Source organism: Streptomyces sp. NPDC001351, assembly GCF_042896045.1.
In the GTDB taxonomy this organism is placed as follows: Bacteria; Actinomycetota; Actinomycetes; order Streptomycetales; family Streptomycetaceae; genus Streptomyces.
This window is the reverse complement of record NZ_JBIAWS010000006.1, coordinates 271,257-294,082: the sequence shown is the minus strand read 5'-3', so window position 1 is coordinate 294,082 and position 22,826 is coordinate 271,257. Positions and strand designations below refer to the sequence as shown.

The following is a 22,826-nucleotide window of genomic DNA, read 5'->3' as shown; positions in this document are numbered from 1 at the left end:
GGCGCGTCACGCACTTGGCCCAGCGGCGTAATCACCGGAAGGCGTAGACAGGACGGTGGGTGTGGAATGCGGCAAGGAGGGGGTCACATAACTCCCATCCCTCTACCATTCCTCCCATGGGCGGGCAATGTGCCTGCCCCCGGGGGAAGTTGGACGTCATGCCACTCAAGGCCTACGGCGTGCTGATCGCGCGCGCGGTCGACACCCGGCGCGAGGGCGCCACCAGCACACCGCACTACCAGATCCACCTCCAGGACGACGGCGGCACGGACTACCGCGCCGCCGTCAACGTCCTCTCCCAGGAACGGCCCTCCGAGCTGCTGTACCTGGTCGACGAGGACCTCCGGCACCCGGTCACCGCCCGTCTGGACGGCCTGCCGGGCGGCTGGAACACCCTGCCGTCCGGCCCCGGCGGCCCGAACCTCGACTTCGTGCGCGGCAACCTCTTCGACCCGGCGAAGATGCGCACCCTGCCCCCGGACGCCTCCGGCCCCGACAACGACCTGGCCGACCTCCTGGACCACTACGTACGCCGCGCGGTCGACGACCAACAGGCCCGGCTGTACGTCTACGGCGAGCGCTTCGGCCCCGAACCGGCCGTCAGGGACAAGGTGTTCGGCTTCCTGCCCGGCAACGGCGTCCACGACATCCACATGAACCAGGGCAACAGCCGGAAGTTCCAGGGCGACGACGGCGTCTGGCAGGACGGCGGGCTGCTTCTGCACTTCCCGGCGCAGGAACGCTGGATCGGCATCTTCCTCGCCTTCCAGAGCCAGTCCTGGCACACGGACGACGCCACCGGGCATGCCCTGGACGGCGTCGACGGCGACCGCCCGCAGCCGGGCGCTCAGCCCGTACGGATCGTCGCGGCGCTGGTCAACCCGTCCGGCCCGGCGCCCGAGTCGGAGACGGTGACCCTGCTCAACGCCTCGCCCGCCCCGGTCGATCTCACCGGCTGGCGCGTCGTCGACCGCATCGGCCAGAGCTCCGCCGTACCGGCCGGCCTGCTCGCCGCCGGCGCCTGTCTGCTCGTCCCGCTCACCGCAGGCGCCCAACTCGGCAACCACGGCGGCGAGATCACCCTGAAGAACGCGGACGGCCTCAAGGTGCACGGCGTGTCGTACACCGCAGAGCAGGCAGCCCGCGAAGGCTGGTCCGTGGTGTTCTGATCGGCACCCGGAAAGACACCTGCCGAGCGCGGAAGCCCTCTACCGTGCTCGCACACCCGTACGGCACGATGAGCCCGACCCCGCACCACCGCCGGCCGGGAGGGTGTCCCGTGGACCGTGAACTGCACAGCAGACTCGACGAGTTGCAGCGTGACCCCTACCCGCTCTACGCGCGGGCGCGAGGCGCCGAGGGCCTGATGTACGTCGCCGAGCTCGACGCCTGGCTGGTCGCACGCGACGCCGACGTACGGGAGGTCCTGCGGCGGCCCGAGGACTTCTCGTCGGCGAACGCCCTGAAGCCCGACGTCCTGCCCGCGCCCGCCGCGCTCGCCGTCCTCGGCGGCGGGTTCGGCGGCCGGCCCGTCGTCGTCACCGCCGACGGCGCAGACCACCAGCGGTTACGGGCGCCGATCGTGCGCGGGCACTCCCCGGCGCGCGTCGCGGCCGTACTGCCCTACGCGGCAGAGCGGGCCGCCGCCCTGGTCGACGCCTTCGTGAAGGACGGGCACGTCGAGCTGATGTCGGCGTACGCCGGGAGGCTCCCCGGCGAGGTCATCGGCCGGATCGTCGGCCTCGACCCCGCCGACGTGCCCGCCGTCGTATACGGCGGCCATCGCGCCGAGCAGCTGCTGTTCCGCCCCCTGGCTGAGGACGAGCAGATCGCCGCGGCCGAGGACGTGGTCGCGATGCAGCACATCCTCGACCGCTACGCCCGGGAGCGGCACGCCGAGCCGCGCGCGGACCTGTGCACGGAGCTGGTCGCATCGGTCGTCGGCGAGGGCGAACTCACCCTGGAGCACCGCCACGAGCTCGTCGCGCATCTCCAGAACCTGCTGATCGCCGGGCATCTGACGACGACCGCGCTCATCGGCACGACCGTCCTGCACCTGCTCCGGCACCCCAGCCAGTGGGAACTGCTGTGCGCCGAGCCCGAGCGGATCCCGGCGGCCGTCGAGGAGGCCGCCCGCCATGACACCGCCCTGCAGGGGTTCCGCCGTGTCACCACCGGTCCGGTCACCCTCGCGGGTACCGAACTCCCGCCCGGTGCCACGCTGTTCGTGGCCTTCGGCGCCGCCAACCGGGACTCCTCCCGGCACCCCCGCCCCGACGAGTTCGACATCACCCGCCCGCCGGAACGCCACCTCGCCTTCGGCTTCGGTGCGCACGGCTGCCCCGGCTCCCAGCTGGCCCGCGAGCAGCTCCGCCTCACCCTGGAGGAGCTGACCCGCAGGCTGCCGGGTCTGCGACTGGCGGACGACCGTCCGGTCACCATGCGGCCGACGATGATCCACCGGTCACCGGAGAGCCTGCACCTGATCTGGTGACGCGCGGCTCCGTCCGTCCGCAGGCGAGGTACAGGAGGTCCACCCGGCGCCGGCAAGTCACCCTGCTGCGCACAGCGATGGGCCTGATCAGGCCGAAGGGAGGGACGATGCCGTCGGCGGTCGCCGTCGTCGAACAGCATGCCGGCCGGGTGCTGATCAGTGGCCCACGGCCTGGCGATGGAGGAGATCCAGCACGGAGATGGTCTTGGCCGCGCTGCCCACCAGCATCGGCGTGGTGCGGTAGCGGCCGGCCACCACCACGGTGGGCATCTCGTTCACCTGGTAGCGCTCACGCAGTGCGGGGGCGGCCTTGACGGCGTCGTCGACCTCCTTCGACGTGTAGGCGTGCCGTACCGCCGCCACGTCGAGCCCCTGCCTGACCGCCCATCGCACGACATTCCGCTCGGTGGTCAGGTCCTTGCCCTCGTCCCGTACGGCCTGGAAGACCGGGATCGCCTCCTTCTCCGCGAGGCCGAGCCGGTCCAGCGTGTAGTAGAGGCGGGCGTAGGCGACCATGTCGGGCTGGTCCTCCCAGGTGGCCGGGATGCGCACCACCTTCACCGGGGGGCTCTGCCGTGCCGCCCAGTCCTCCAGCGGCTTCTCCAGCTCGTAGGAGTGCGGGCAGTCGTACCAGAACAGCTCCGCCACCTCCCGCGCCGGCACACCGCTGACCGGGTGCTTGAGGCGGAAGTACTCCGCCCCCTCCCTCGGTTCGCCGGAGGCGGCACCGAGCAGACAGGTCAGGACGGTCGACAGCGCGAACAAGCGCATGATCTTCTTCTTCATGGCGGACACCTTGGCGGTCTGCGTCTCGGCGCACCCCGCTGACACACGCAATGTCCCTCGTTCGGACCGCCCGAGCGTCCGAGCTCACCGTCTCCCGGCCCCGCCCCGCTCCGGCACGGCCGTCCTCCTCCGGCTCAGGTGAAGGTCACCTCGGCGCTCGCGTGCCGGGCCTCGCGACGGGTGGCGATGTGCAGCTGGGCCTGCCCGTCGGAGGGCGTGCCGTCGGCGAGGAGGTGTTCGCCCGCGAACGCCGGACGGTGCAGCCGGTAGGACAGCGACCGCACCTGCCGCTCCGGGGCGTTCCTGCGGACCAGTTCCAGCATCAGCAGTGCCAGCAGCGGGCCGTGCACGACGAGGCCCGGATAGCCCTCGACGTCACGGCAGTACGAGCTGTCGTAGTGAATGCGGTGGGCGTTGGCGGTGAGCGCGCTGAACCGGAAGAGCAGCGTCTCGTCCGGCTGCAGCCGCAGGTGCCACGGACCTTCCGGCTCCGGTACGGCCGAGTCGTCGGGCGTGGCCGGGTGCCGGGGAGCGGCGCCCGCGCCCGACCTGTAGACGATGTCCTGCTCCTCGATCAGACAGGTACGGCCGTGCTGCCGGAACTCCTGGCGTTCGGTGACGAACAGCAGCTCTCCGCTGCGGCCCTGTTTCGGGACGGCCGCCGCCAGACTGCTGATCCGCTCGGCCGGTTCGCCGAGGAGCAGGGGTTCGCTGATCGTGCAGCGTCCGCCGGCGAACATCCGCCGACGGCCCGGGACGGGCGGCAGGAAGCGGGCGTCGCGCAGATGCCCGTCCGGGCCGAGGGACTGCTGGGGCGGCCAGTGCAGGAAGTACAGCCACTGCCACAGCGGAGGCAGCGGATCACCGACTTCGGCGGCGGGACCGGGCAGATCCAGCACCGCCGACAGGGCCGCCGCCGGCCCGGCCGGCAGGGCGTCCCCGTCCGTGACCGGCTCGGGGTGCCAGGACTCGACGTAGGAGGCGAGGGCGGCGGGGGAGGAGGACATGGGCTTGATTTCCTCAGGCCGGCGCGGCTGTTGGCAAGGTTCCCGCAGCCAGTCGCAGATGAACGGCCGTGGCCCGCAGTTCCCTCACGCAGACGCGCACGACGGCGGATCCGGCCAGTTCGGAGCTGGTGACGTAGCCGACCTGACGTGTCGGACGCCGGGGTCCGAGATCGGCGATCCCGACCGTGTCCGGTGCTCCGACCAGCGAGAGCGCGGGCATGATCGCCATTCCGTGTCCTCCGCTCACCAGGGAGAGCACCGCTCCGTCGTCCTCGGCCTCGACGGTCGCCTTCGGAATCCAGTCCTGTGCGGCCCACCAGTCACGGGTGTACGAGCCGCAGTTCTCGGCCCAGTCGACCAGCGGCAGTGAGCGCGGGGCGACGTGTCCCGCCGCGTGCACCAGGGCGTACGGCTCCTCGAAGAGGCTGCTCGCGACCAGACCCGGTGGCAGCGGCACGGAGCCGCCCAGCGTGGCGATGGCGAGGTCGGCCTTCCCGTCGGCGACTTCGCCCGCGGTGCCGCGCCCCACCTCGCGTACGATCCGCACCCGCGGCTCGATCCCGGGATGTCGCGCGCGCAGCCGCTCGAGGACGGGCGGCAGCAGATGGAGAGCCGCGCTGCGGAAGGCCGCGATCCGCAGTGGCCCCTCCGCCGCGTCGGACCGGGCCGCACCGCGCGCCTCGGCGGTCAGGACGTCCAACAGGCGGAGGATACGGCGGGCGTGCGCCACGGCCTTCTCTCCGGCGGGGGTGGGGCGGGCGCCGCTGCGGCCGCGGTCGAAGAGCACGGCACCGATCTTGCGCTCGCTGCCGCGCACCGAGTGGGAGACCGCGGACTGCGTCAGCCGGAGTGCCCGGGCCGCGGCCGAGAAACCACCGGTGTCCGCGACCGCCACCAGCACGCGCAGTTCGTGCGGGGCGAGATCGGAGTCGGTCGTGCGGGCCACGGGGCGCTCACCTCAACGTATGAGAACTGCTCATGGAACGGGGCGTCGCATGAGCCCAACCGGCTGCCCGCCGGGCGCATTCCCGCCCTACGGTCCGGTCATGAACGAGACCGCGCTCACCGTGCAGCAGACCGCCCGCCCGCACGACTTCCCCACCGCCGCACACTTCGCTTTCGTGGAGTCCGCGCTTCCCCACCCCGCTCCCGGCAGCGCGCTGGTGGAGAACCTCTACTGGTCCGTCGACCCCTATCACCGAGAAATGATGGACGACGTGCCCGGCGGTTTCGCGCTCCACGCCCCGCTGGAGGGCCGCACCATCGGGCGCGTCATCGCCTCGCGCACGCCCGCGCTGACCGAGGGCGAGATCGTGTTCCACCGGCGGGGCTGGCGCACCCACGCGGTGGTCGCACCCGAGGAGATCCGGCGGCTGCCCCGCTTCGACGGCGTGCCCCTGACCGCGTACCTCAGCGTCCTCGGAGGCACCGGCCTGACCGCCTATGTGGGCCTGACCCGGATCGCCCGGCTGAAGGAGGGTGAGGACCTCTTCGTGTCGGCCGCGGCGGGCGGGGTCGGCACCGCGACCGGACGGTTCGCCCGCCTGCTCGGCGCCGGACGGCTGGTGGGCAGTGCGGGCTCGGCCGCGAAGGCCGGCCACCTCATGCGCGAGGTCGGCTACGACGCGGTCTTCGACTACCACGACGGACCCGCCGCCGACCTGCTCGCCAAGGTGGCACCGGACGGCGTCGACGTCTTCGTCGACAACGTCGGCGGCGACCAACTGGCCGCGGCCGTAGGGGCGTTGCGCGAGTTCGGGCGCATCGTCCGCATCGGCACGATCAGCCAGTACAACACCCCCGACGCGCCGCCGCCGCGCTTCAACTACGCGGACATCGTGGAGAAGAGCCTGCGCATGGAAGGCTTCCTGGTCAGCAACCACCGCGATCTGCAGGAGGAGTTGTACCAGTTCGCCGTACCGCATCTGCAGAGCGGCCGGCTCGCTCTGGACGAGACGGTGGTCGACGGGTTCGAGCACATCGTGGACGCGTTCCTGGGGATGCTGCGGGGCCGGAACACCGGCAAGATCATCGTGCGGGCGGGTGCCCCCTCCGGGGGAGCCGCTCACGCGGGTGCCGGTGCCGGTGCCGGTGCGGGGGCGGGGGTCCTGGGGACGGTGCCGTAGCGGCGGGTGCGGTGTGCGTACTGTTCGATCGCCCGCCACAGGTCGCGGCGGTCCATGTCGGGCCAGCAGGTGTCGAGGAAGAGCAGTTCGGCGTAGGTGGCCTGCCAGGGAAGGAAGTTGGAGGTGCGCTGGTCTCCGCCGGTGCGCAGGAGCAGGTCGACGTCGGGTAGTTCGGGGACGTGCAGATAGCGGGCGAAGGCGTGCTCGGAGACCGAGGCCGGGTCGATTCTTCCGGCTGCGGCGTCGTGGGCTAGTTGCGCCGCGGCGGCGGTGATCTCGGCGCGGCCGCCGTAGTTCACACACGCCGTCACGGTCAGCGCGCTGCAGTCGCGGGTCGCCTGCTCGGCCTCGACGAGGGTGTCGATGACCTCTGCGGGCAGCCGGGACCGCTGTCCGGCCCAACGCAGGCGCACGTTCAGGGGGCGACTGTCGTCCCACAGTCGGCGCAGGAGCTGCGGGATCTCGTACATCAGGGAGTGCAGCTCAGCGGCGGGGCGTTTCCAGTTCTCGGTGGAGAACATGTACACGCTCAGGTACTCGAGGCCGATTTCCAGGGCACCGTGAACGACGTCGAGCAGAGCGTCGGCGCCGGCGCGGTGGCCGTCGGTCCGGGGCAGGCCGCGGGCCGTGGCCCAGCGGCCGTTGCCGTCCATCACGATCGCGACGTGGCGGGGCATCGCATGAGTGGACACCTCGGGTGGGCGGGCACCGGACGGGTGAGGCGTCGGTGCGGTGACCGGCCGCCGTGGCGCCGCAAATGGTCTCCTCTCTTCAGGCGGACCGACGGAGGAGCTGGTCGGCAGCGGCGCGGAGGCGCTCGCCGAGCCGGTCACGACGGTGAAGGGGTACAGGCTGCAGGCCAGCGCGGCGCGTGCGCGGGCGGGCGGCAGCAGCCGCAGACGGGCGGCCCTGGGCAGGGCGGGCCTGCGGTGCAGCAGCACGGCGGGATCGCGCGCGAGGGTGGCCAGCCGTAGCCGGTACAGGTCGGTGTAGGCGCCGAGTGCGATGCCGACGGCCGGGTGCAGCACGGGCGGGAGTGGGGTGCGGTCGAACCAGCTGCGGGCCCGGTCCGTCAGATCCCGCACCATGCGTTCGTAGGCCGGGGTGCCGCGCCGCTTCAGCAGGTCCGCGCGCTGGACACCGGCTTCGTCCAGGGCCTCCTGGGGCAGCGGAACATGACCACGGCCAAGGTCGTCAGCGAGGTCGACGAGCGCGTCGGTGAGGTAGACGGCGTCGACGGCCGTCTGCCAGGCCGTGGCCGCGCCGGGTACGGCGGTGGCGAGGGCTTCGGGTTCGGCGGGCAGGCCCGCGGCCCGCAGCAGCAACGAGCCGGTCCGCAGCACGAGCGGGGTGTTGACGAGGCCGTTGTAACGCCTCCATTCACCCCAGGTGTCGAAGCGCCGGCCGTGGATGTCCTGGCGCAGTTCCTCGAACAGGGTGTGCAGGAACTCCGGCGGCAGGTTCCAGGTCAGCATGGTGTCGATCAGGGCAAGCCGGACCGGGTCGCTGCCGGTGCCTTCCCGCAGGTCCGCGTCGAACGCCGCGATCCATGCCTCCAGCCGCTCGGCCCGCCCCACGCCGGCGGCCGCCTCGTCGGTCCCGGTGCCGACCGTGTCGACCAGGTCGTCGACGGCTCTCACGGCGCCGTACAGCGCCCAGACGGCGAGCCGCAGCGGCGGGGGCAGCAACAGGGAGACGGCGTACTCGATCTCCCCGGTGGAGCGGGTGGCGCGCCGGCACATGTCGTACCCGTGGCGCAGGGCGGGATCGTGGACACCGCCGCGGCGGTAGACGGACCCCCAACGGGTGCGCGGCACGGCGGAGGGGCTCATCTCACGCCTCCTCTTCATCGGCGGTGGGCTGCTGCGGGACCCAGGCCAGGGCCAGAGCGCTGCCCACGGCGGTGAGCAGAAAGCCGAGCAGCAGGCCGCCGAGGTTGGCGGCCATCAGGCTGACCAGGGACAGGACGGCGGACAGAACTCCGGCGAAGTAACGCAGCGGCGGGTTCTGCCAGGTCGTCAGCCCGGCCACGGCGAACAACGCACCCAAGGTCCACGACGCGGCGCCCGCGGTGCCGGTGAACCGCAGGAACCCCAGACCGCTCCAGGAGACGCAGATCATCTCCAGCCCGCCCAGAGCCAGCAACAGCCCGGCGGCGAACGGGCGGCCGCCTCGCCATTCCCGCCACCTGGACCATCCATCGGCGACGACTGCGGCGGTCACCGGTGCCCCTCCCGCGCGCAGCCGCCCTCGCCCTGGTGCAGGTCGATGGTGACTCCACTGGCTGTGATCGTCCCGGCGGTGAAGGCCCGCGGCTCGGTGCTGACTTCGTGGCCGCTGACCTTGCGCGCGCCGATGCTGAACAGACCCGTGGGCCGGGTCAGTGACACCTGCGGGGTGCTGAACTCGGCGCCGGAGACGGACACGGACCGCGCGGTGGCTTTGCCCGCCTCCACCGTCAGCCCTGTGGCGGAGGCCCGGTCGATGTGGACGACTGCCGTCACTGCTCCGACGAGGGGCAGTCGAGCGGTGGAGGTGACGCAGGCGTCCTCCACACGAGCGTGTTCCATCCGTGTCGCCAGTGCCGGCAGCAGCCCGCCACGGCCGGATCCCGCCGGGGAGGCCGTCAGGCCGGACCCGGAGACCCGCGCGGCGTGCACAGTGACCGGTACCTGGCCCGCGAAGGCCACCGCTACGGCACCTTGCGCGCTTCCCGCCAGCAGGGCGGTGCCCGCGACGGACAAGGGCGCAAGAGCCAGGGCGAATCGGAGCTTGCTCGTGCGCCCCGGCATTCTGGTCGGACGATCGACATTTCTGATCACGTCCTGCCCCAACGATCACGGCGCTACCAGGTGGCGCCCATCGGATTGATCGGACCATCACACGGGGCGCGGCTTCGTCGTCCGCGCGAGAACCCTCGGCTGACTTCCTCCTTGCCTTCGGTGACGGACCGGGGCCGGCGTCGTTGGAGGGACGTGCATGGAGGTAAGGGCAGTTGGCGCCCGGTGGGCGGGCCGCGCGAGGAAGGCACCGCCACCGGTTCGTCACCGGTCGCTGTCGTCACCGGAGCGGCACGCGGGGTGGGGCACGCCATCGCCGGACGGCTCGCCCGCGACGGCTACCGGCTCGTGCTCGGCGACGTCGACGGACACCGGCTGCACCGGGCCGCGGGCGAACTCGGCGGAGAGCACGCCCTGGTGGAGGTGGACATCGCCGGTGCGGAAGCCGCGGAGCGACTCGCCGGGGCCGCCGAGGCCCACTTCGGGCGGCTCGATGTGTGGGTGAACAACGCAGGGGTCGTGCCCCTGGGGCGGCTGGACGATCAGGAAGCCGGTCTGCTGGCCTATGCCTGCCAGGTCAACCTCACCGGAACCGTGCACGGTTGCCGCGCCGCCGCGCTGCGGATGCGCCCCCAGGGGGGCGGGCACATCGTGAACATCGCCAGCGTGCTCGCCGTCAAGCCACTGCCCGGCTTCGCGGCCTACAGCGCGACCAAGGCCGGCGTGCTGGCCCTTTCCCGGAGTCTGCACCGCGAACTGCGCGTCGACGGCATCCACGTCACCGCGATCCTGCCGTACATGGTCCATACCACTGCCGCAGCCGGTATCCGCCCCCGCTTTGTGCCCGCTCTGCGGCCCGAGCAGGTGGCCGACGCGGTCGCCGGCGTCCTTCAGCGGCCCCGCCGCCCGCAGGTGTTCGTACCGCGCGCGGCACGGCTGCTGTCCCTCACCGCCCTGCTGCCCCACCGGGTCGGCGACATGATCGACGCGCTGCTGGGCACGGACGCCATCGCCCAGGACGCGGACGCCGCCGTCCGCGGCCCGTACGAGACCGAACTCCGAGAACGGGGGACGACATGACCCCGGCACCGCAGGGCATTCCCCCTTCTCCGTGGCACCTGACCGGCGACATGATCAGCTCGGTGTGGCAGGTCCCGCAGGCCGAGCTGCCGTCCTGGCCGCTCCCACGCGGGGTCCGGCCGTGGGTGGCCCGCAAGCGCTGCACGCTGGTCACCTTCTGGGTCGACTACCAGCCGGGCGGCGTCCTCACCTACCGGGAATTCCTCATCACCCTGGCCGTCTGGCACCGGCGCCGCCTGGCCGCCAGCACGGTCGCCGCCTGGGTCGACAACGAGCAGGCACTGGTCGGCGGACGCACCCTGTGGGGAATCCCCAAACACATGGGCACCATCACTCTGCACAAGGAAGCGGACAGCACCCGCTCCGAACTGACCGGCACCGGCACCGGGACCACGGCCGCGGTACGTGCCGTGCACCGTGACATGCTCCGTCTGCCCTTTCGCCTGCCGGCCCGCGCCCATCTGGTCCAGGAGCTGCCTGACGGAACCACCTGCCGTGTCCCCTTGCGCATCCAGGGCCGACCGACGGTGGGCCGCACCGAGGTGGAGGCGGCGCCGACCCCCGCCCTGTCCTTCCTCACCAACCGCCGGCCCCTGCTGTCGCTGGCCGTCCGGGGCTTTCACGGCACGGTCGGGTACTCGTAGGTCAGGGCATGGGACAAACGGCGCCAGGGTGAGACTTGCGGACAGTGGGTGTCCGCAAGCAGGGCTAGCGTGCGGGCATGACGAAGACGACAGCGACGGCTCCTGTGCTCGGTACCCGCGCCCTCAACCGCGCGACCCTCGAACGGCAGCTGCTTCTGCGCCGGTCCCCGCTCTCGGCTAAGGCCGCCGTCGAGCATCTGCTCGGGCTTCAGGCGCAGAACGTCAAGCCGCCGTACTACGCGCTCGCCGCCCGCCTCGACGGGTTCACCCCCGAGGAGCTGTCCGGGCTGATGGCGGACCGCGAGGTCGTCCGTATCGTCACCATGCGCTCGACCATCCACACCCACACCGCCGCCGACGCCCTCACCCTGCGTCCGCTCGTCCAGCCGGCCCGTGACCGTGAACTCACCAACTTCCGCAAGGGGCTTGCGGGCGTGGACCTCGACCGGCTCGCCGCCCTCGCCCGCCATCTCGTGGAGGCCGAGCCGCGCACCATGAAGCAACTGCGCGAGGCCCTGCAGACCGAGTGGCCCGACGCCGACCCACAGGCCCTCGCCATCGCAGCCCGCTGCAAGCTCCCCCTCGTCCAGGTCACCCCACGCGGCCTCTGGGGCAGAAGCGGCCAGGTCGCCCTGACCACAGCGGAGCACTGGCTGGGCCGCGGCCCCGCCGCCCGCTCGATGCCACCGGCCGCCACTCCACCGTCCGCGACGTCGCCGGGCGCGAATCCACCGAGTGCGACCGCCCCGGACACGGCTGCGCCGGGTGCGGTCCCGCTCGCCGAGGCGGAGCATGGTGCGGCCTGGCCGAGTGCGACCGCGCCGAGCGCCGCTTCGCCCGCCGCGGCTGCAGAAGGCCGGGCTTCATCCAGTGCGGGTGCGCCCGGCGCGGCTTCGTCGGCTGCGGCCGTGCCGGGGGCGGTCTCGCCGGCCGTGACTGCGCAGAGTGCGGGCGCACGGAGCGCGGCTTCGTCGAGTGCAGGCGCCCCCGCCGCGGGCTCGCCGGCCGCCGCCGTCCCAGCCTCGCGGGCACCAGCGGTCCCGTCCGCCGATGCCACCGTCCTGCGCTACCTCGCCGCCTTCGGGCCCGCCTCCGTCAAGGACATGCAGACCTGGGCGGGACTGACCCGGCTGCGTGATGTCTTCGAGCGGCTTCGGCCGCAGCTCGTCACCTTTCGGGACGAGGGTGGGGTCGAGCTCTTCGATCTGCCGGAGGCGCCGCGGCCCGACGCGGAGACTCCGGCGCCGCCCCGTTTCCTCCCCGAGTTCGACAACCTGCTCCTCTCCCATGCCGACCGCACCCGGGTCGTCCCGGCCGAGTACTGGGGGCGCAGCTGGGCGGGCAATCAGGCGTACTGCACGTTCCTCGTCGACGGCTTCCTGGCGGGGGTGTGGAAGCTGGGCGAGGGCGCGCTCGTCGTCGAGCCCTTCGGCACACTCGGCAAGGCCCAGCGCGCGGATGTCGTGGAAGAAGCGGTGCGCATGCTCGACACCATGCATCCGGGGACGTCGTACGACATCAGGTTCGGGACCGTGATCTCGTAAGCCTCAGTCCGCCCGGCCCGTCACCGCCACCGTCAGGCCCAGCCCGATCATCGCGAAGCCGCCTGCGCCGCCGATCATCGACAGACGGCGGTCGGAGCCGGCGAACCAGGTGCGGGCGGCCGATGCGGTCAGGCCCCACAGGGTGTCCGTGACCAGGCCGATCGAGATCGGGATCAGGCCGAGCAGCAGCATCTGCAGCGGGACGCGGCCCGCCGAGTGGTCCACGAACTGGGGGAGTACGGCGGCGAAGAAGACCACGCCCTTCGGGTTGGTCACCCCGACGAGCACGCCGTCGAGCACCGTCCGCAGATCGCCACGCGCCCGTCCCGTCGGCTGCGTCCGGATCGCCGACGCCCTCAGCTGCTTGCGATGCCGGAAGGCCTGCACACCCAGGTACACCAGGTAGGCGGCGCCTGCGAACTTCACCGCCAGGTAGATCGTGACCGAGCGCTCCACCAGCGAGCCGACGCCGATCGCCACCGCCACCACCAGCAGATACGAGCCGAACACATTGCCGACCGCGGTCGCCACCGCCGTACGGCGGCCGTGGGCGAGCGCGCGGCCGATGACGAACAGGACGCTGGGGCCCGGAATCACGATCACCAGCAGGGACATCGCGGCGAAGGCGAGGAATCGGTCCGTGGACACCATGTGCGTCGTTCTCCTCCGGTCACGTCCCTCGGGCGCTCATGCAAACGGGGGACGTTCATTCAAACAGCCGCCCGCCCGGCCCCTCTAGAGTCGAGCCCATGGAACTGCGGCAGCTCACCTACTTCGTGACCGTCGCCGAGGAACTGCACTTCGGGCGGGCGGCCGAGCGGCTGCACATCGTGCAGTCCGCGGTGAGCATGCAGATACAGCGCCTGGAGCGGGAGCTGGGCGCCGAGCTGTTCGACCGGACGCCGCGCCGGGTGCGGCTCACGGCGGCGGGTGAGCGGCTGCTGCCCGAGGCGCGGGAGGTACTGGCGGCGGCCGACCGGGCGCGTGCCGCCGTCGCCCCGCCGCCCGGCCTCAGGATCGGCACCAGTACGGGCCTCGGTGCGCATCTCGACCGTGTGCTCGCCGCGTTCGCGCACCGCGCGCCGGACGTGCCCGTCGAGCTGTTCTCACTGCCGGTCGCCGAGCGCCTGGCCCGGGTCGCGGGCGGCCAGTTGGACGCCGCTTTCGTACGGGCCGTCGAGCCGGTGCCGGGCGTACGCGTGCTGCCCCTGTGGCCCGACCCGCTGGTGGCCGCCCTCCCCGCCACGCACCCCCTGGCCGGCCGCGCGGAGATCGGCATCGAGGAGCTGGCCGAGGTACCGCTGACCCTTACCGAGCGCCGCAACAACCCCGCCCTGGTCGACCTGGTCGTCGGCGCCTGTCACGAGGCCGGGTTCGAGCCGCTGCCCGGACCGGCGAGCGGCTCCCTCCAGGACACCCTCGCCACCATCGGCAACCGCCCCCTGTGGACCGTCGTGTACGCGTCCCACGCGCGCGTGCTGCGCAGCCCCCGCGTCGCCTTCGTATCGTTCCGCGCGCCGGGCCTCGCCCTGTCCACGGGCCTCGCCGTGCCCGTGAATGCCCCGCCCCCGCACCTGGACACCCTGCTGCTGGCCTGCGGCGATCACGAGAACTGATCGCTGCGGTCGCGGTCTGATTCTTGGTCGCGGGCGCCCGGCGCGATGGACTGGACTCATCGAAAGGGACCGCATCAGGTCCCGACAGGCAGCGTTTTCGAGGGAGTTCAGTCATGCCGATCGTCACCGTCCAGCAGGGTCCCCGCGACACCGAGCTCAAGCGGGACCTCGTCAAGCGCATCACCGACGCCTTCGTCGACGCCTACCGGATCCCCGCCGAGACCGTTCAGGTGTGGATCCACGAGGTGCCGGCGGACAGCTGGGGCGCTGCGGGCAGGCTCACCGCCGACAAGTAGCACCCCATGCGCCACGAGTAGCGCATGGAAAGGGGGCGCTGCGAGCTGCTCGTGGTAGCCCGCAACGCCCCCTTGTCTCTCACCTGAGGGATGCTCAGGAGATCTTCTGGAGCACTCGTCCTACGAGTTGACCTGTGCGGTCACCAGGTTGGAGAAGGTGGTCAGCCGGGTGTAGACACCCGGGTATCCCGCCTCCGCACAGCCGTTGCCCCAAGAAGTGATCCCTGCCAGGACGCCCCCGATGAGCAGGGGACCGCCGCTGTCGCCCTGGCAGGTGTCTACGCCGCCGGATGTGTATCCGGCGCAAACCATGTCGCTCTGCACGAAGTCAGACCCGTACGAGCTCTTGCAGCTGGAGTCGGCCACGATCGGCACGGTCGCGGTCCGGAGCTGGTTGGAGGAGCTGCCGCTCTCCGAGGTGGTGCCCCATCCGAGGATGCGGGCCGTGGTGCCGGCCGCGTACACCGAGGTGTCCGAGGACGAGACGTACGAGGCCGTCGTGTACGGCATCGACGTCGACAGCGTCAGTACGGCCACGTCGTTGCCGTTGGTGGCGTCCGTGTAGTCCGGGTTGATCCAGATCTTGCTGACCTTGCTGACCGTGCCGTTGGTGCCGTTCAGATAGGTGCGGCCGCCGACGACTCTGACACTGCTGGTGCTCTCCCCGACCACGCAGTGAGCAGCGGTGATCACCTTGGTGGCCGAGACGAGGGTGCCGCCGCAGAACTGGTTCTGCGAGGCGTCCGTGATCTGCATGACGAACGGGTAGGCCGTGGTCGTGGTCGTGGTGCCGCCCACGATGGGCTGGGGCGCGGCTGCCGCGGAAGGCGCGCCGAGCAGTACGGTGGCGGCCGCTGCAGCGGCCGCCGTGACTACCGCGGCGGTCTTCCTGGCACGGTTGGACCCGAACATGAGTCTCCTCAGTGGGGGTTGCCGGTGGGGGGTCGCGCGGGTGTGGGGGGTTGAGCACGGGGGCCGCGGGACCGACCCCCGTATGCCCGGGCGAGCGGCACGTCCTCAAGCTAGGACGCGGAACCCCCGGCTCCCAATGAGGGAACCCCCTAGGGGGTTGTGTGAGGGAAAACCCTCGGTCGGGTTCAGTTAACCTGGCGTGCCGTCACTTCGCTCGCCGTGCCGCCGCCAAACGGACGATATCCACGCGCGAGCGGATCCCCAGCTTGCGGTAGACCCGGGTCAGTGTCGCCTCGACCGTCTTCACACTGATGAACAGCCGCGCGGCGATCTCCCGGTTGGTCGCGCCCTCCATGACGAGCGCGGCGACCTGGCGTTCCATCGCGGCAAGCCCTTCCAGGCCCTCTGACGCGGCGGCGGGGGCGATCGGTTCCACCGGGCTCGCCACGGCGGCCGCCTCCACCTGACGCACCCAGGGCAGCGCCCGGCAGCGGCGGAACAGCCGGGCCGCCTCGTCGTACGACGCGCGTCCCGGCCGGCCTGAACGCAGCGACGCCAGAGCGAAGGCGGCGCGTGCCTCCTCCAGGCCGTAGCCCAGCTTGGCGAGCCGGTGCCGCGCCGAGGTCAGCTGGGTGAGCGCGGCCTCGTGTTCCCCGCGTGCGGCCCGCACCAGTGCCTCGGCCCGGTCCAGCACGGCCAGCACGCCCTCGCGGCCGAGCCGCACGGCGTGTTCGCGCGCCACGTCGAGGAGTTGCTGCGCCTCGTCCACCTCGCCGACGCGCACGAGGGCCTCGGCGAGGTCGCCGTGCCAGCGGCCGCGCGCGGGGTCGGTGATGCCGAGCCCGTCCTCCAGGTCCCGCACCCGGCGCAGCGAGCGGACCGCGCCCTCGGCGTCCCCGGCGACCAGCTGGGCGTGCCCGAGCGCGGTCAGCCCCCGGGAGATGTACATCTGGTCGCCGGCCCGCTCGGCCAGCTCCACCGCCTCCCGGCCCAGCGTCAGCGCCCGCTCCACGTCCCCGCCGGAGGCCTCCGCGAGGGAGGCGAGCACCGCGGAGGACGCCTCGCCGATCCCCGAGTCGCGGGCCAGCCGCATGCTCTCCCGGGCCAGGTCGAGGGCCCGGCCGCAGTGCCCGGAGCGCAGTTCGGTCTCGGCGAGCAGACGCAGGAAGTGCACCTCGCTCTCGACCATGCCGCGCCGGCGCGCCTCGCGCAGCAGCGCGTTGACGGTGGAGCGGGCCTCGGGCAGCTGGTCGCTCATGATCAGCCAGCGGTAGCGGGTGGCGCCCGCACCGTTGTGGTGGCAGGCCACGTCGGGCAGCTGAGGCTCCTTCAGGGCGCGTTTGATGGTCGCGGGGGCGTCCGGGTGACCCATCAGGGTCTCGGTCGTCGCCTGGAAGGCCAGCGCGAGGAGTTCGGTGCGGCGGTCGCCGGCCCGGGCGGCGAGCTCCGCGGCGTGCGCGGCCTCCTCCCGGCCGATGGCGAAGTCGCCCTCCACGACCAGTCCGCGCCAGGCCAGCTGGTAGTGGACCTGGGCCAGCAGCCCCGGGTCGTCGCCGGCGTCGGCCAGTGCCTGCGGGTAGACGGTGTCGACCTCGCCGAGGGCCTGCCCGGCCGCCTCGATGACCACCATCCAGGCCCGCACCCGGTCCGCGGGCTCGGCGGCCCGGGTCAGCACGTCGCGGGCGATGTCCCGGGCGAGGTCCACCTCGCCGGCGGTGATCGCGTCCTCGGCCGCCTCCAGCCGGCGCTCGTCCGGGCCGGGCTCGCCGTCGGCCGGGGTGTGCCGGGCGGCGAGCAGCCCGAGCGAGGCGGCGACCGAGGGTGCCCCGCGGTCCCGGGCCAGAGCTGCGGCCTCGGCGAGGCGGGCCGCGGCCTCCGGATCGGTGCCGGTGGTCGCGAGGGCGAGGTGGCGGGCCCGCTCGATCGGGTCGGAGGCCGCCGTGGACAGCGCGGCGTGCGCGGCCCGCCGGTCCTGCGCGGGCGCCTCCGCGTACAGCGCGGCCGAGATCAGCGGATGCGCGAAGCGTACGGCGGGGCCCTCGGGCTCGGTCGCCAGCAGTCCGAGTTCGGCCGCCTGTGCGGTCTCGGCCTCGGCGTTCTCCCGGCCGGCCTCGTGCAGCAGGGCGAGGGTGGGGCGGGCGCCCACGCTGGCCACCAGCAGGGTGCGGCGGGCCTCGACGGAGAGCATGTCGAGCCGGTTGAGGACGAGGGCGCGCAGCGAGGTGGGCACCGGCAGCGGCTCGCCCGGCCGCGGCGGGGTCGGGCTCTCGGCCAGGGCGCGGCCCAGTTCGAGGGCGAAGAACGGGTTGCCGCCGCTGGTGCGGTGGATGTCGCGGACGGTGGACCGCGGCAGACCGGTGTAGCCGCGGTGGTCGAGCAGCGCGGCCACCTGGGCGCGGGAGAGCGCGCCGAGCCGCACGGCCAGGGTGTCGGGCGGGGACGCGCTCAGGTGGCGGTCGTACTCCTGGCCCTCGGTGCGTACCGCGCACAGCAGTTGCACCGGGGTGTCGCCCAGGCGGCGGGCGGCGAAGCCGAGGAGCTCCGCGCTCGCCGGGTCCAGCCACTGCAGATCGTCCGCCACCACGAGGACGGGGCCCTGCTCGGCGAGCGCGCGCAGCGCCGACAGGACGGCCAGGCGCAGGGCCAGGCCGTCGCGCTGGAGGGTGGACTCGCCGCGGCCGGTGAGCGCCGACTCCAGTGCCGTGCGCTGGGCGGCGGGCAGCTTGTCGTACACCTGGTCCACGACCAGTCCGAGCAGGTCGGCGAGGGCCAGGAAGGGGAGGTGGGATTCGGACTCGGTCGCCGAGCAGCGCAGCACGGTACGGGCGGCTGTCCCGTATTCGGATGCCAATGCCCGCAGAGCGGTCGACTTTCCTATTCCGGCGGGGCCGTGGAGCAGCACGCTGCCACCCCGCGCGAGCTGCTCGCGCGCCGCGCTGAGCAGCTCGTCCCGGCCGATGACCAGGTCGGGGTGGCGTCTGGCGGGCTCCCTCAAGTCCCCTCGCACGGTCACCGCTCCCCTCCGAGTGTCGTGTTCGGGCCAAATTCTAGGCAATCTCTCCATGAAATTCGGACGGACGCCGTGGTGAGGGATATAACAACGGTCAGGCATGGCGAAATTCAAAGCGCCGGTGAACGAATAGAGCGCTACGGCAGCAGCCCCGCCCGGCGGGCCGCGGCCACCGCCTCGCCCCGCGTGTGAGCACCCAGTTTCCGCATCGCCGACCGCAGGTATCCCTTGACCGTCTCGGCGCGCAGACCGAGCCGCTCGGCGGCCACCGCGTTGGTGGCCCCCGCCGCCACACAGGCCAGTACATCCAGTTCACGAGGGGCCAGATCGACCCCGTAAGCCTGCGTCTTCGGGGTCAGCAACCCGCACACGCCGAGCAGTTCCGCCCGCAGCGCGGGGTCCGCGATCCGCGGTGCCAGCGCCCGCAGGGCCGCGTGGGCCTCCCGCACCTGCTCCCAGGCGGCACCCGCCGCCGGATCCCGCTCCGGCTCGCCGCGGGCGGCCGCCGCCATGAGTCCCCGCGCCTCGTCGCCCACGGCCAGCGCCTGCTCCACGTCCCGAGCGGCCTCCATCGCCGCGCCCAGCGTCCGGTCGCCCAGCGGCTGCGCCGTGCGCAGGGCGCCGTAGAGCACACCCCGCACCCGGCGGCGTACGACCACCGGCACCGCGAGGATCGAATGCAGCCCCTCGGTGGCGACCGGGATGTCGTACTCGTGGCTGATCTGCCGCGAGGAGGAGTAGTCCGTCACCGCGCACGGCCGGGCGAGCGCGACCGCCCGGCCGCCCAGGCCGTTGCCGGAGGACACCGGCAGTCCGCTCAGCGCGGGTGTCTCGGTGCCGCTGAGTTCGCTGATGCGCATGTGCCGGCGCCCCGGCTCCACCAGGCCGCCGAAGGCGACCGGAAGCCCCGTCGTGCGCCGCAGCCGTACCAGCGCATTGCGTATCTCGACCGCCCCGGCCGCGTCTGCTGTCACCTGCCTGCCCTCTCCCTGCGGCGCACACCCCCGTTCGGGGGTAGTGAGACCTGCATCACGGATTACACGATGACAGAGAGCCGCCCGGCAATGGTCCGGTACCGGAGTGAGCCGAAGGGGCCCTCGGCACCGGCAGAGAGCGCCCCGGAGGTGAACGACCGAAGAAAGCGAGGAGGACGACGATGACGACGGCGACGGAGCTCTTCCGCAGTGCGCGGGACTTCCTGCTGGAGCACCGCGAGGACTACGCGAAGGCGTACGAGGGTTTCAGCTGGCCCCGGCCCGAGCGTTTCAACTGGGCCCTCGACTGGTTCGACGTCATCGCCGACGGCAACGACCGGACCGCTCTGCACATCGTCGAGGAGGACGGGAGCGAGGTCCGGGTCTCGTTCGCGGAGATGTCCGACCGCTCCGACCGGGTGGCGAACTGGCTGCGCGAGCGCGGTGTCCGCGCCGAGGACCGGATCCTCGTCATGCTCGGCAACCAGGCCGAGCTGTGGGAGACGGCCCTCGCGGCGATGAAGCTGCGCGCCGTCGTCATCCCGGCCACCCCGCTGCTCGGCCCCGCCGACCTGCGCGACCGCGTCGAACGCGGCCGGGTCCGCCATGTGCTGGTGCGGGCCGAGGACACCGGCAAGTTCGACGAGGTGCCCGGCACGTACACGCGCATCGCGGTGGGCGGGGCCCCCGAGGGCTGGCGGGCCTACGAGGACGCGTACGCCGCCTCAGCCGACTTCACACCGGACGGCCCGACCCTCGCGGACGACCCGCTGATGCTGTACTTCACCTCCGGCACCACCGCCCGGCCCAAGTTGGTCGAGCACACCCACACCTCGTACCCGGTCGGCCACCTGGCCACCATGTACTGGATCGGCCTCAAGCCCGGTGACGTGCACCTGAACATCTCCTCGCCCGGCTGGGCCAAGCACGCCTGGTCCAACCTGTTCGCCCCGTGGAACGCCGAGGCGACCGTCTTCATCCACAACTACACGCGCTTCGACGCGGGCCGGCTGATGGCCGAGATGGACCGGGGGGGAGTGACCACCTTCTGCGCCCCGCCCACCGTGTGGCGGATGCTCATCCAGGCCGACCTGACCCAGCTGCGCACCCCGCCGCGCGAGGTCGTGGCGGCAGGCGAGCCCCTGAACCCCGAGGTCATCGAGCAGGTCCGGCGCGCCTGGGGCATCACCATCCGGGACGGCTTCGGACAGACCGAGACGGCCGTGCAGGTCGCCAACAGCCCGGGCCAGGAGCTCAAGACCGGCTCGATGGGGCGGCCCAGCCCGGGCTACCGGGTCGAGCTCCTCGACCCGGTGACGGGCGCCCCCGGAGCCGCCGAGGGCGAGATCGCCCTCGACCTGTCGGCGCGGCCCGTCGGCCTGATGACCGGTTACCACGGGGACCCGGACCGCACGGCGGAGGCGATGGCAGGCGGCTACTACCGCACCGGCGACATCGGCTCCCGCGACGCCGACGGCTACATCACCTACGTGGGCCGCGCCGACGACGTCTTCAAGGCCTCCGACTACAAGATCAGCCCCTTCGAGCTGGAGAGCGCGCTGCTTGAGCACGAGGCGGTGGCCGAGGCGGCCGTCGTACCCGCCCCGGACGAGCTGCGCCTCGCCGTCCCCAAGGCGTACGTCGTCCTCGCGGAGGGCTGGCAGCCGGGCCCCGACACCGCGAAGGTGCTGTTCGAGCACTCCCGCGAGGTCCTCGCCCCGTACAAGCGCATCCGCCGCCTGGAGTTCGCGCCGCTGCCCAAGACCGTCTCCGGCAAGATCCGCCGGATCGAGCTGCGCGAGGCGACCGCCGAGGGCTCGGCCGACGAGTACCGCGAGGAGGACTTCCGGTGACCGCACTGTCGTACACGCACGGGACGAGCCCGACCGTCCTGCTCGGGGACACCATCGGCGCCAACCTGGACCGGGCCGTGGCGGCCTGGCCGGATCGCGAGGCACTGGTCGACGTGCCGTCCGGGCGTCGCTGGACGTACGCCCGATTCAGTGCGGACGTCGATGAGTTGGCGCGGGCGCTGGTGGCGGGCGGGGTCGCCAAGGGCGATCGGGTGGGCATCTGGGCGGTCAACTGCGCGGAGTGGGTGCTGGTCCAGTACGCCACCGCCCGCATCGGCGCGATCATGGTGAACATCAACCCGGCCTACCGCACCCACGAGGTCGAGTACGTCCTCAAGCAGGCCGGGATCTCGCTGCTCTTCGCCTCCCTCAGCCACAAGACGAGCGACTACCGGGCGATGGTCGAGCAGGTGCGGGGCCGCTGCCCCGAGTTGCGCGAGGTCGTGTACATCGGCGACCCGAGCTGGCAGGCGCTGCTCGGCCGCGGGACCGCCGAGGCCCCGTACGAGGAGCTGTCCTGCGACGACCCCATCAACATCCAGTACACCTCGGGCACGACGGGCTTCCCCAAGGGGGCCACGCTCTCCCACCACAACATCCTCAACAACGGCTATTTCGTGGGTGAGTTGATCGCCTACACCGAGCAGGACCGGATCTGCATCCCCGTGCCCTTCTACCACTGCTTCGGCATGGTGATGGGCAACCTGGCGGCGACCTCGCACGGCGCGTGCATGGTGATCCCGGCCCCGTCGTTCGACCCGAGGGCCACCCTGGAGGCCGTCCAGCAGGAGCGCTGCACATCGCTCTACGGCGTCCCGACCATGTTCATCGCGGAGCTGAACCTCCCCGACTTCGCGAGCTACGACCTGTCCACCCTCCGCACCGGCATCATGGCGGGCTCGCCCTGCCCGGTCGAGGTGATGAAGCGGGTGGTCGCCGAGATGCACATGGAGGAGGTCTCCATCTGCTACGGCATGACGGAGACGTCCCCGGTCTCCCTGCAGACCCGCAGGGACGACGACCTGGAACACCGCACCGGGACGGTCGGCCGGGTCCTCCCGCACCTCGAGGTGAAGGTCGTCGACCCGGCCACCGGAGTGACCCGACCCCGCGGTGTCCCGGGCGAGTTGTGCACCCGCGGCTACAGCGTGATGCTCGGCTACTGGAACGAGCCCGAGAAGACCGCCGAGGCCGTCGACCCCGGCCGCTGGATGCACACCGGGGACCTGGCCGTGATGCGCGAGGACGGCTACGTCGAGATCGTCGGCCGCATCAAGGACATGATCATCCGGGGTGGCGAGAACATCTACCCGCGCGAGATCGAGGAGTTCCTCTACGGCCACCCGAAGGTCCAGGACGTCCAGGTCGTCGGCGTACCTCACGAGAAGTACGGCGAGGAGGTCCTGGCCTGCGTGATCCCGCGCGACCCGGCCGACCCGCCGGCCCTGGAGGACGTGCGTGCCTTCTGCGAGGGCCGGCTGGCCCACTACAAGGTGCCGAGCCGGCTGCAGATCCTGGAGGCCTTCCCGATGACGGTGTCCGGGAAGGTGCGGAAGGTGGAACTGCGGGAGAAATACGCCCTGTAGCACCAACTCGGGCCACTACGGCATCGCACTGCGGGACTTCGCGCTGCTTCTCGGCGCGGTACCGCCGCGAGCGGGAGCAGTGAACTCGCGGTTGCGTGAACGCGTTCGAGCGGGGGTG

Annotated in this window: 20 protein-coding genes; 10 read left to right on the top strand and 10 right to left on the bottom strand. The window is 72.2% G+C overall.

The features are described from left to right. The first annotated feature begins 158 nt into the window (after positions 1–158). Positions 159–1,169, top strand: coding sequence for a DUF2278 family protein (locus ACFY1U_RS23665; protein ID WP_390696105.1), 1,011 nt, complete (start codon positions 159–161; stop codon positions 1,167–1,169). A 110-nt stretch (positions 1,170–1,279) separates the two neighbouring features. Beyond that, entirely contained in the window at positions 1,280–2,494 is a 1,215-nt protein-coding gene (locus ACFY1U_RS23660; RefSeq protein ID WP_390696104.1) for a cytochrome P450, read from the top strand. 156 nt (positions 2,495–2,650) lie between these two features. Here ACFY1U_RS23660 and ACFY1U_RS23655 read toward each other — a convergent pair whose 3' ends face one another. The 3 genes from ACFY1U_RS23655 to ACFY1U_RS23645 all read right to left on the bottom strand — a co-directional run bounded on the left by ACFY1U_RS23655 (position 2,651) and on the right by ACFY1U_RS23645 (position 5,233). Beyond that, positions 2,651–3,280: a thiol:disulfide interchange protein DsbA/DsbL gene (locus tag ACFY1U_RS23655; protein ID WP_390696103.1), complete on the bottom strand. Its 630-nt coding sequence runs from the start codon at positions 3,278–3,280 to the stop codon at positions 2,651–2,653. 134 nt (positions 3,281–3,414) lie between these two features. Beyond that, complete coding sequence (locus ACFY1U_RS23650; protein ID WP_390696102.1) at positions 3,415–4,287, bottom strand: hypothetical protein; 873 nt, start codon at positions 4,285–4,287, stop codon at positions 3,415–3,417. 13 nt (positions 4,288–4,300) lie between these two features. After that, the gene (locus ACFY1U_RS23645) at positions 4,301–5,233 is read right to left on the bottom strand and encodes a LysR family transcriptional regulator (RefSeq protein ID WP_390696101.1); all 933 of its coding nucleotides are present in this window, start codon (positions 5,231–5,233) and stop codon (positions 4,301–4,303) included. A 100-nt stretch (positions 5,234–5,333) separates the two neighbouring features. Here ACFY1U_RS23645 and ACFY1U_RS23640 point away from each other — a divergent pair, with 100 nt between their 5' ends. Next, positions 5,334–6,413 carry an NADP-dependent oxidoreductase gene (locus ACFY1U_RS23640; protein WP_390696100.1) on the top strand — a complete coding sequence of 360 codons (1,080 nt, stop codon included), beginning with the start codon at positions 5,334–5,336 and terminating at the stop codon, positions 6,411–6,413. Here the strand turns inward: ACFY1U_RS23640 and uppS are convergent. The 3 genes from uppS to ACFY1U_RS23625 are packed head-to-tail and all read right to left on the bottom strand — an operon-like array spanning position 6,353 to position 9,205. Further along, positions 6,353–8,245, bottom strand: a complete 1,893-nt coding sequence (gene uppS / locus ACFY1U_RS23635) for a polyprenyl diphosphate synthase (protein WP_390696099.1) — start codon at positions 8,243–8,245, stop codon at positions 6,353–6,355. The genes ACFY1U_RS23640 and uppS overlap by 61 nt on opposite strands. Position 8,246: 1 nt before the next feature. Then, positions 8,247–8,636 carry a DUF6114 domain-containing protein gene (locus ACFY1U_RS23630; protein ID WP_390696098.1) on the bottom strand — a complete coding sequence of 130 codons (390 nt, stop codon included), beginning with the start codon at positions 8,634–8,636 and terminating at the stop codon, positions 8,247–8,249. Beyond that, positions 8,633–9,205: a DUF6230 family protein gene (locus ACFY1U_RS23625; protein WP_390696097.1), complete on the bottom strand. Its 573-nt coding sequence runs from the start codon at positions 9,203–9,205 to the stop codon at positions 8,633–8,635. Before ACFY1U_RS23625 ends, ACFY1U_RS23630 begins: the two co-directional genes overlap by 4 nt. Positions 9,206–9,388: 183 nt before the next feature. Here ACFY1U_RS23625 and ACFY1U_RS23620 point away from each other — a divergent pair, with 183 nt between their 5' ends. From ACFY1U_RS23620 to ACFY1U_RS23610, 3 genes are all read left to right on the top strand, one after another. Then, positions 9,389–10,273: an SDR family oxidoreductase gene (locus tag ACFY1U_RS23620; RefSeq protein WP_390696096.1), complete on the top strand. Its 885-nt coding sequence runs from the start codon at positions 9,389–9,391 to the stop codon at positions 10,271–10,273. Beyond that, positions 10,270–10,917, top strand: a complete 648-nt coding sequence (locus tag ACFY1U_RS23615) for an acetoacetate decarboxylase family protein (protein WP_390696095.1) — start codon at positions 10,270–10,272, stop codon at positions 10,915–10,917. Before ACFY1U_RS23620 ends, ACFY1U_RS23615 begins: the two co-directional genes overlap by 4 nt. Positions 10,918–10,994: 77 nt before the next feature. Continuing rightward, the gene (locus ACFY1U_RS23610) at positions 10,995–12,461 is read left to right on the top strand and encodes a winged helix DNA-binding domain-containing protein (RefSeq protein ID WP_390696094.1); all 1,467 of its coding nucleotides are present in this window, start codon (positions 10,995–10,997) and stop codon (positions 12,459–12,461) included. Positions 12,462–12,464: 3 nt separating this feature from the next. Here ACFY1U_RS23610 and ACFY1U_RS23605 read toward each other — a convergent pair whose 3' ends face one another. Beyond that, the gene (locus ACFY1U_RS23605) at positions 12,465–13,112 is read right to left on the bottom strand and encodes a LysE family translocator (RefSeq protein WP_390696093.1); all 648 of its coding nucleotides are present in this window, start codon (positions 13,110–13,112) and stop codon (positions 12,465–12,467) included. 98 nt (positions 13,113–13,210) lie between these two features. Here ACFY1U_RS23605 and ACFY1U_RS23600 point away from each other — a divergent pair, with 98 nt between their 5' ends. Together ACFY1U_RS23600 and dmpI are read left to right on the top strand one after the other, a co-directional pair. Then, complete coding sequence (locus tag ACFY1U_RS23600) at positions 13,211–14,077, top strand: LysR substrate-binding domain-containing protein (RefSeq protein WP_390696092.1); 867 nt, start codon at positions 13,211–13,213, stop codon at positions 14,075–14,077. Between the two features lie 113 nt (positions 14,078–14,190). Further along, positions 14,191–14,373 carry a 4-oxalocrotonate tautomerase DmpI gene (gene dmpI, locus ACFY1U_RS23595; protein ID WP_115909963.1) on the top strand — a complete coding sequence of 61 codons (183 nt, stop codon included), beginning with the start codon at positions 14,191–14,193 and terminating at the stop codon, positions 14,371–14,373. Positions 14,374–14,493: 120 nt separating this feature from the next. Here the strand turns inward: dmpI and ACFY1U_RS23590 are convergent, their stop codons facing one another. From ACFY1U_RS23590 to ACFY1U_RS23580, 3 genes are all read right to left on the bottom strand, one after another. Next, a complete protein-coding gene (locus ACFY1U_RS23590) occupies positions 14,494–15,285 on the bottom strand; it encodes a S1 family peptidase (RefSeq protein ID WP_390696091.1) in 792 nt (263 codons plus the stop codon). Positions 15,286–15,490: 205 nt separating this feature from the next. Next, on the bottom strand, positions 15,491–18,298 hold the full coding sequence (locus ACFY1U_RS23585) for an ATP-binding protein (protein ID WP_390696090.1): 2,808 nt from the start codon (positions 18,296–18,298) through the stop codon (positions 15,491–15,493). Positions 18,299–18,432: 134 nt separating this feature from the next. Further along, positions 18,433–19,269 (bottom strand): response regulator transcription factor, encoded by an 837-nt coding sequence (locus tag ACFY1U_RS23580; protein ID WP_390696089.1) that lies wholly within the window; start codon positions 19,267–19,269, stop codon positions 18,433–18,435. A gap of 182 nt (positions 19,270–19,451) precedes the next feature. On the opposite strand from ACFY1U_RS23580, the gene ACFY1U_RS23575 reads away from it, so the two are divergent. Then, positions 19,452–21,122: an AMP-binding protein gene (locus tag ACFY1U_RS23575; RefSeq protein ID WP_390696088.1), complete on the top strand. Its 1,671-nt coding sequence runs from the start codon at positions 19,452–19,454 to the stop codon at positions 21,120–21,122. Beyond that, positions 21,119–22,708 carry an AMP-binding protein gene (locus ACFY1U_RS23570; RefSeq protein WP_390696087.1) on the top strand — a complete coding sequence of 530 codons (1,590 nt, stop codon included), beginning with the start codon at positions 21,119–21,121 and terminating at the stop codon, positions 22,706–22,708. The genes ACFY1U_RS23575 and ACFY1U_RS23570 overlap by 4 nt, the downstream gene beginning before the upstream one ends. Positions 22,709–22,826: the final 118 nt, after the last annotated feature.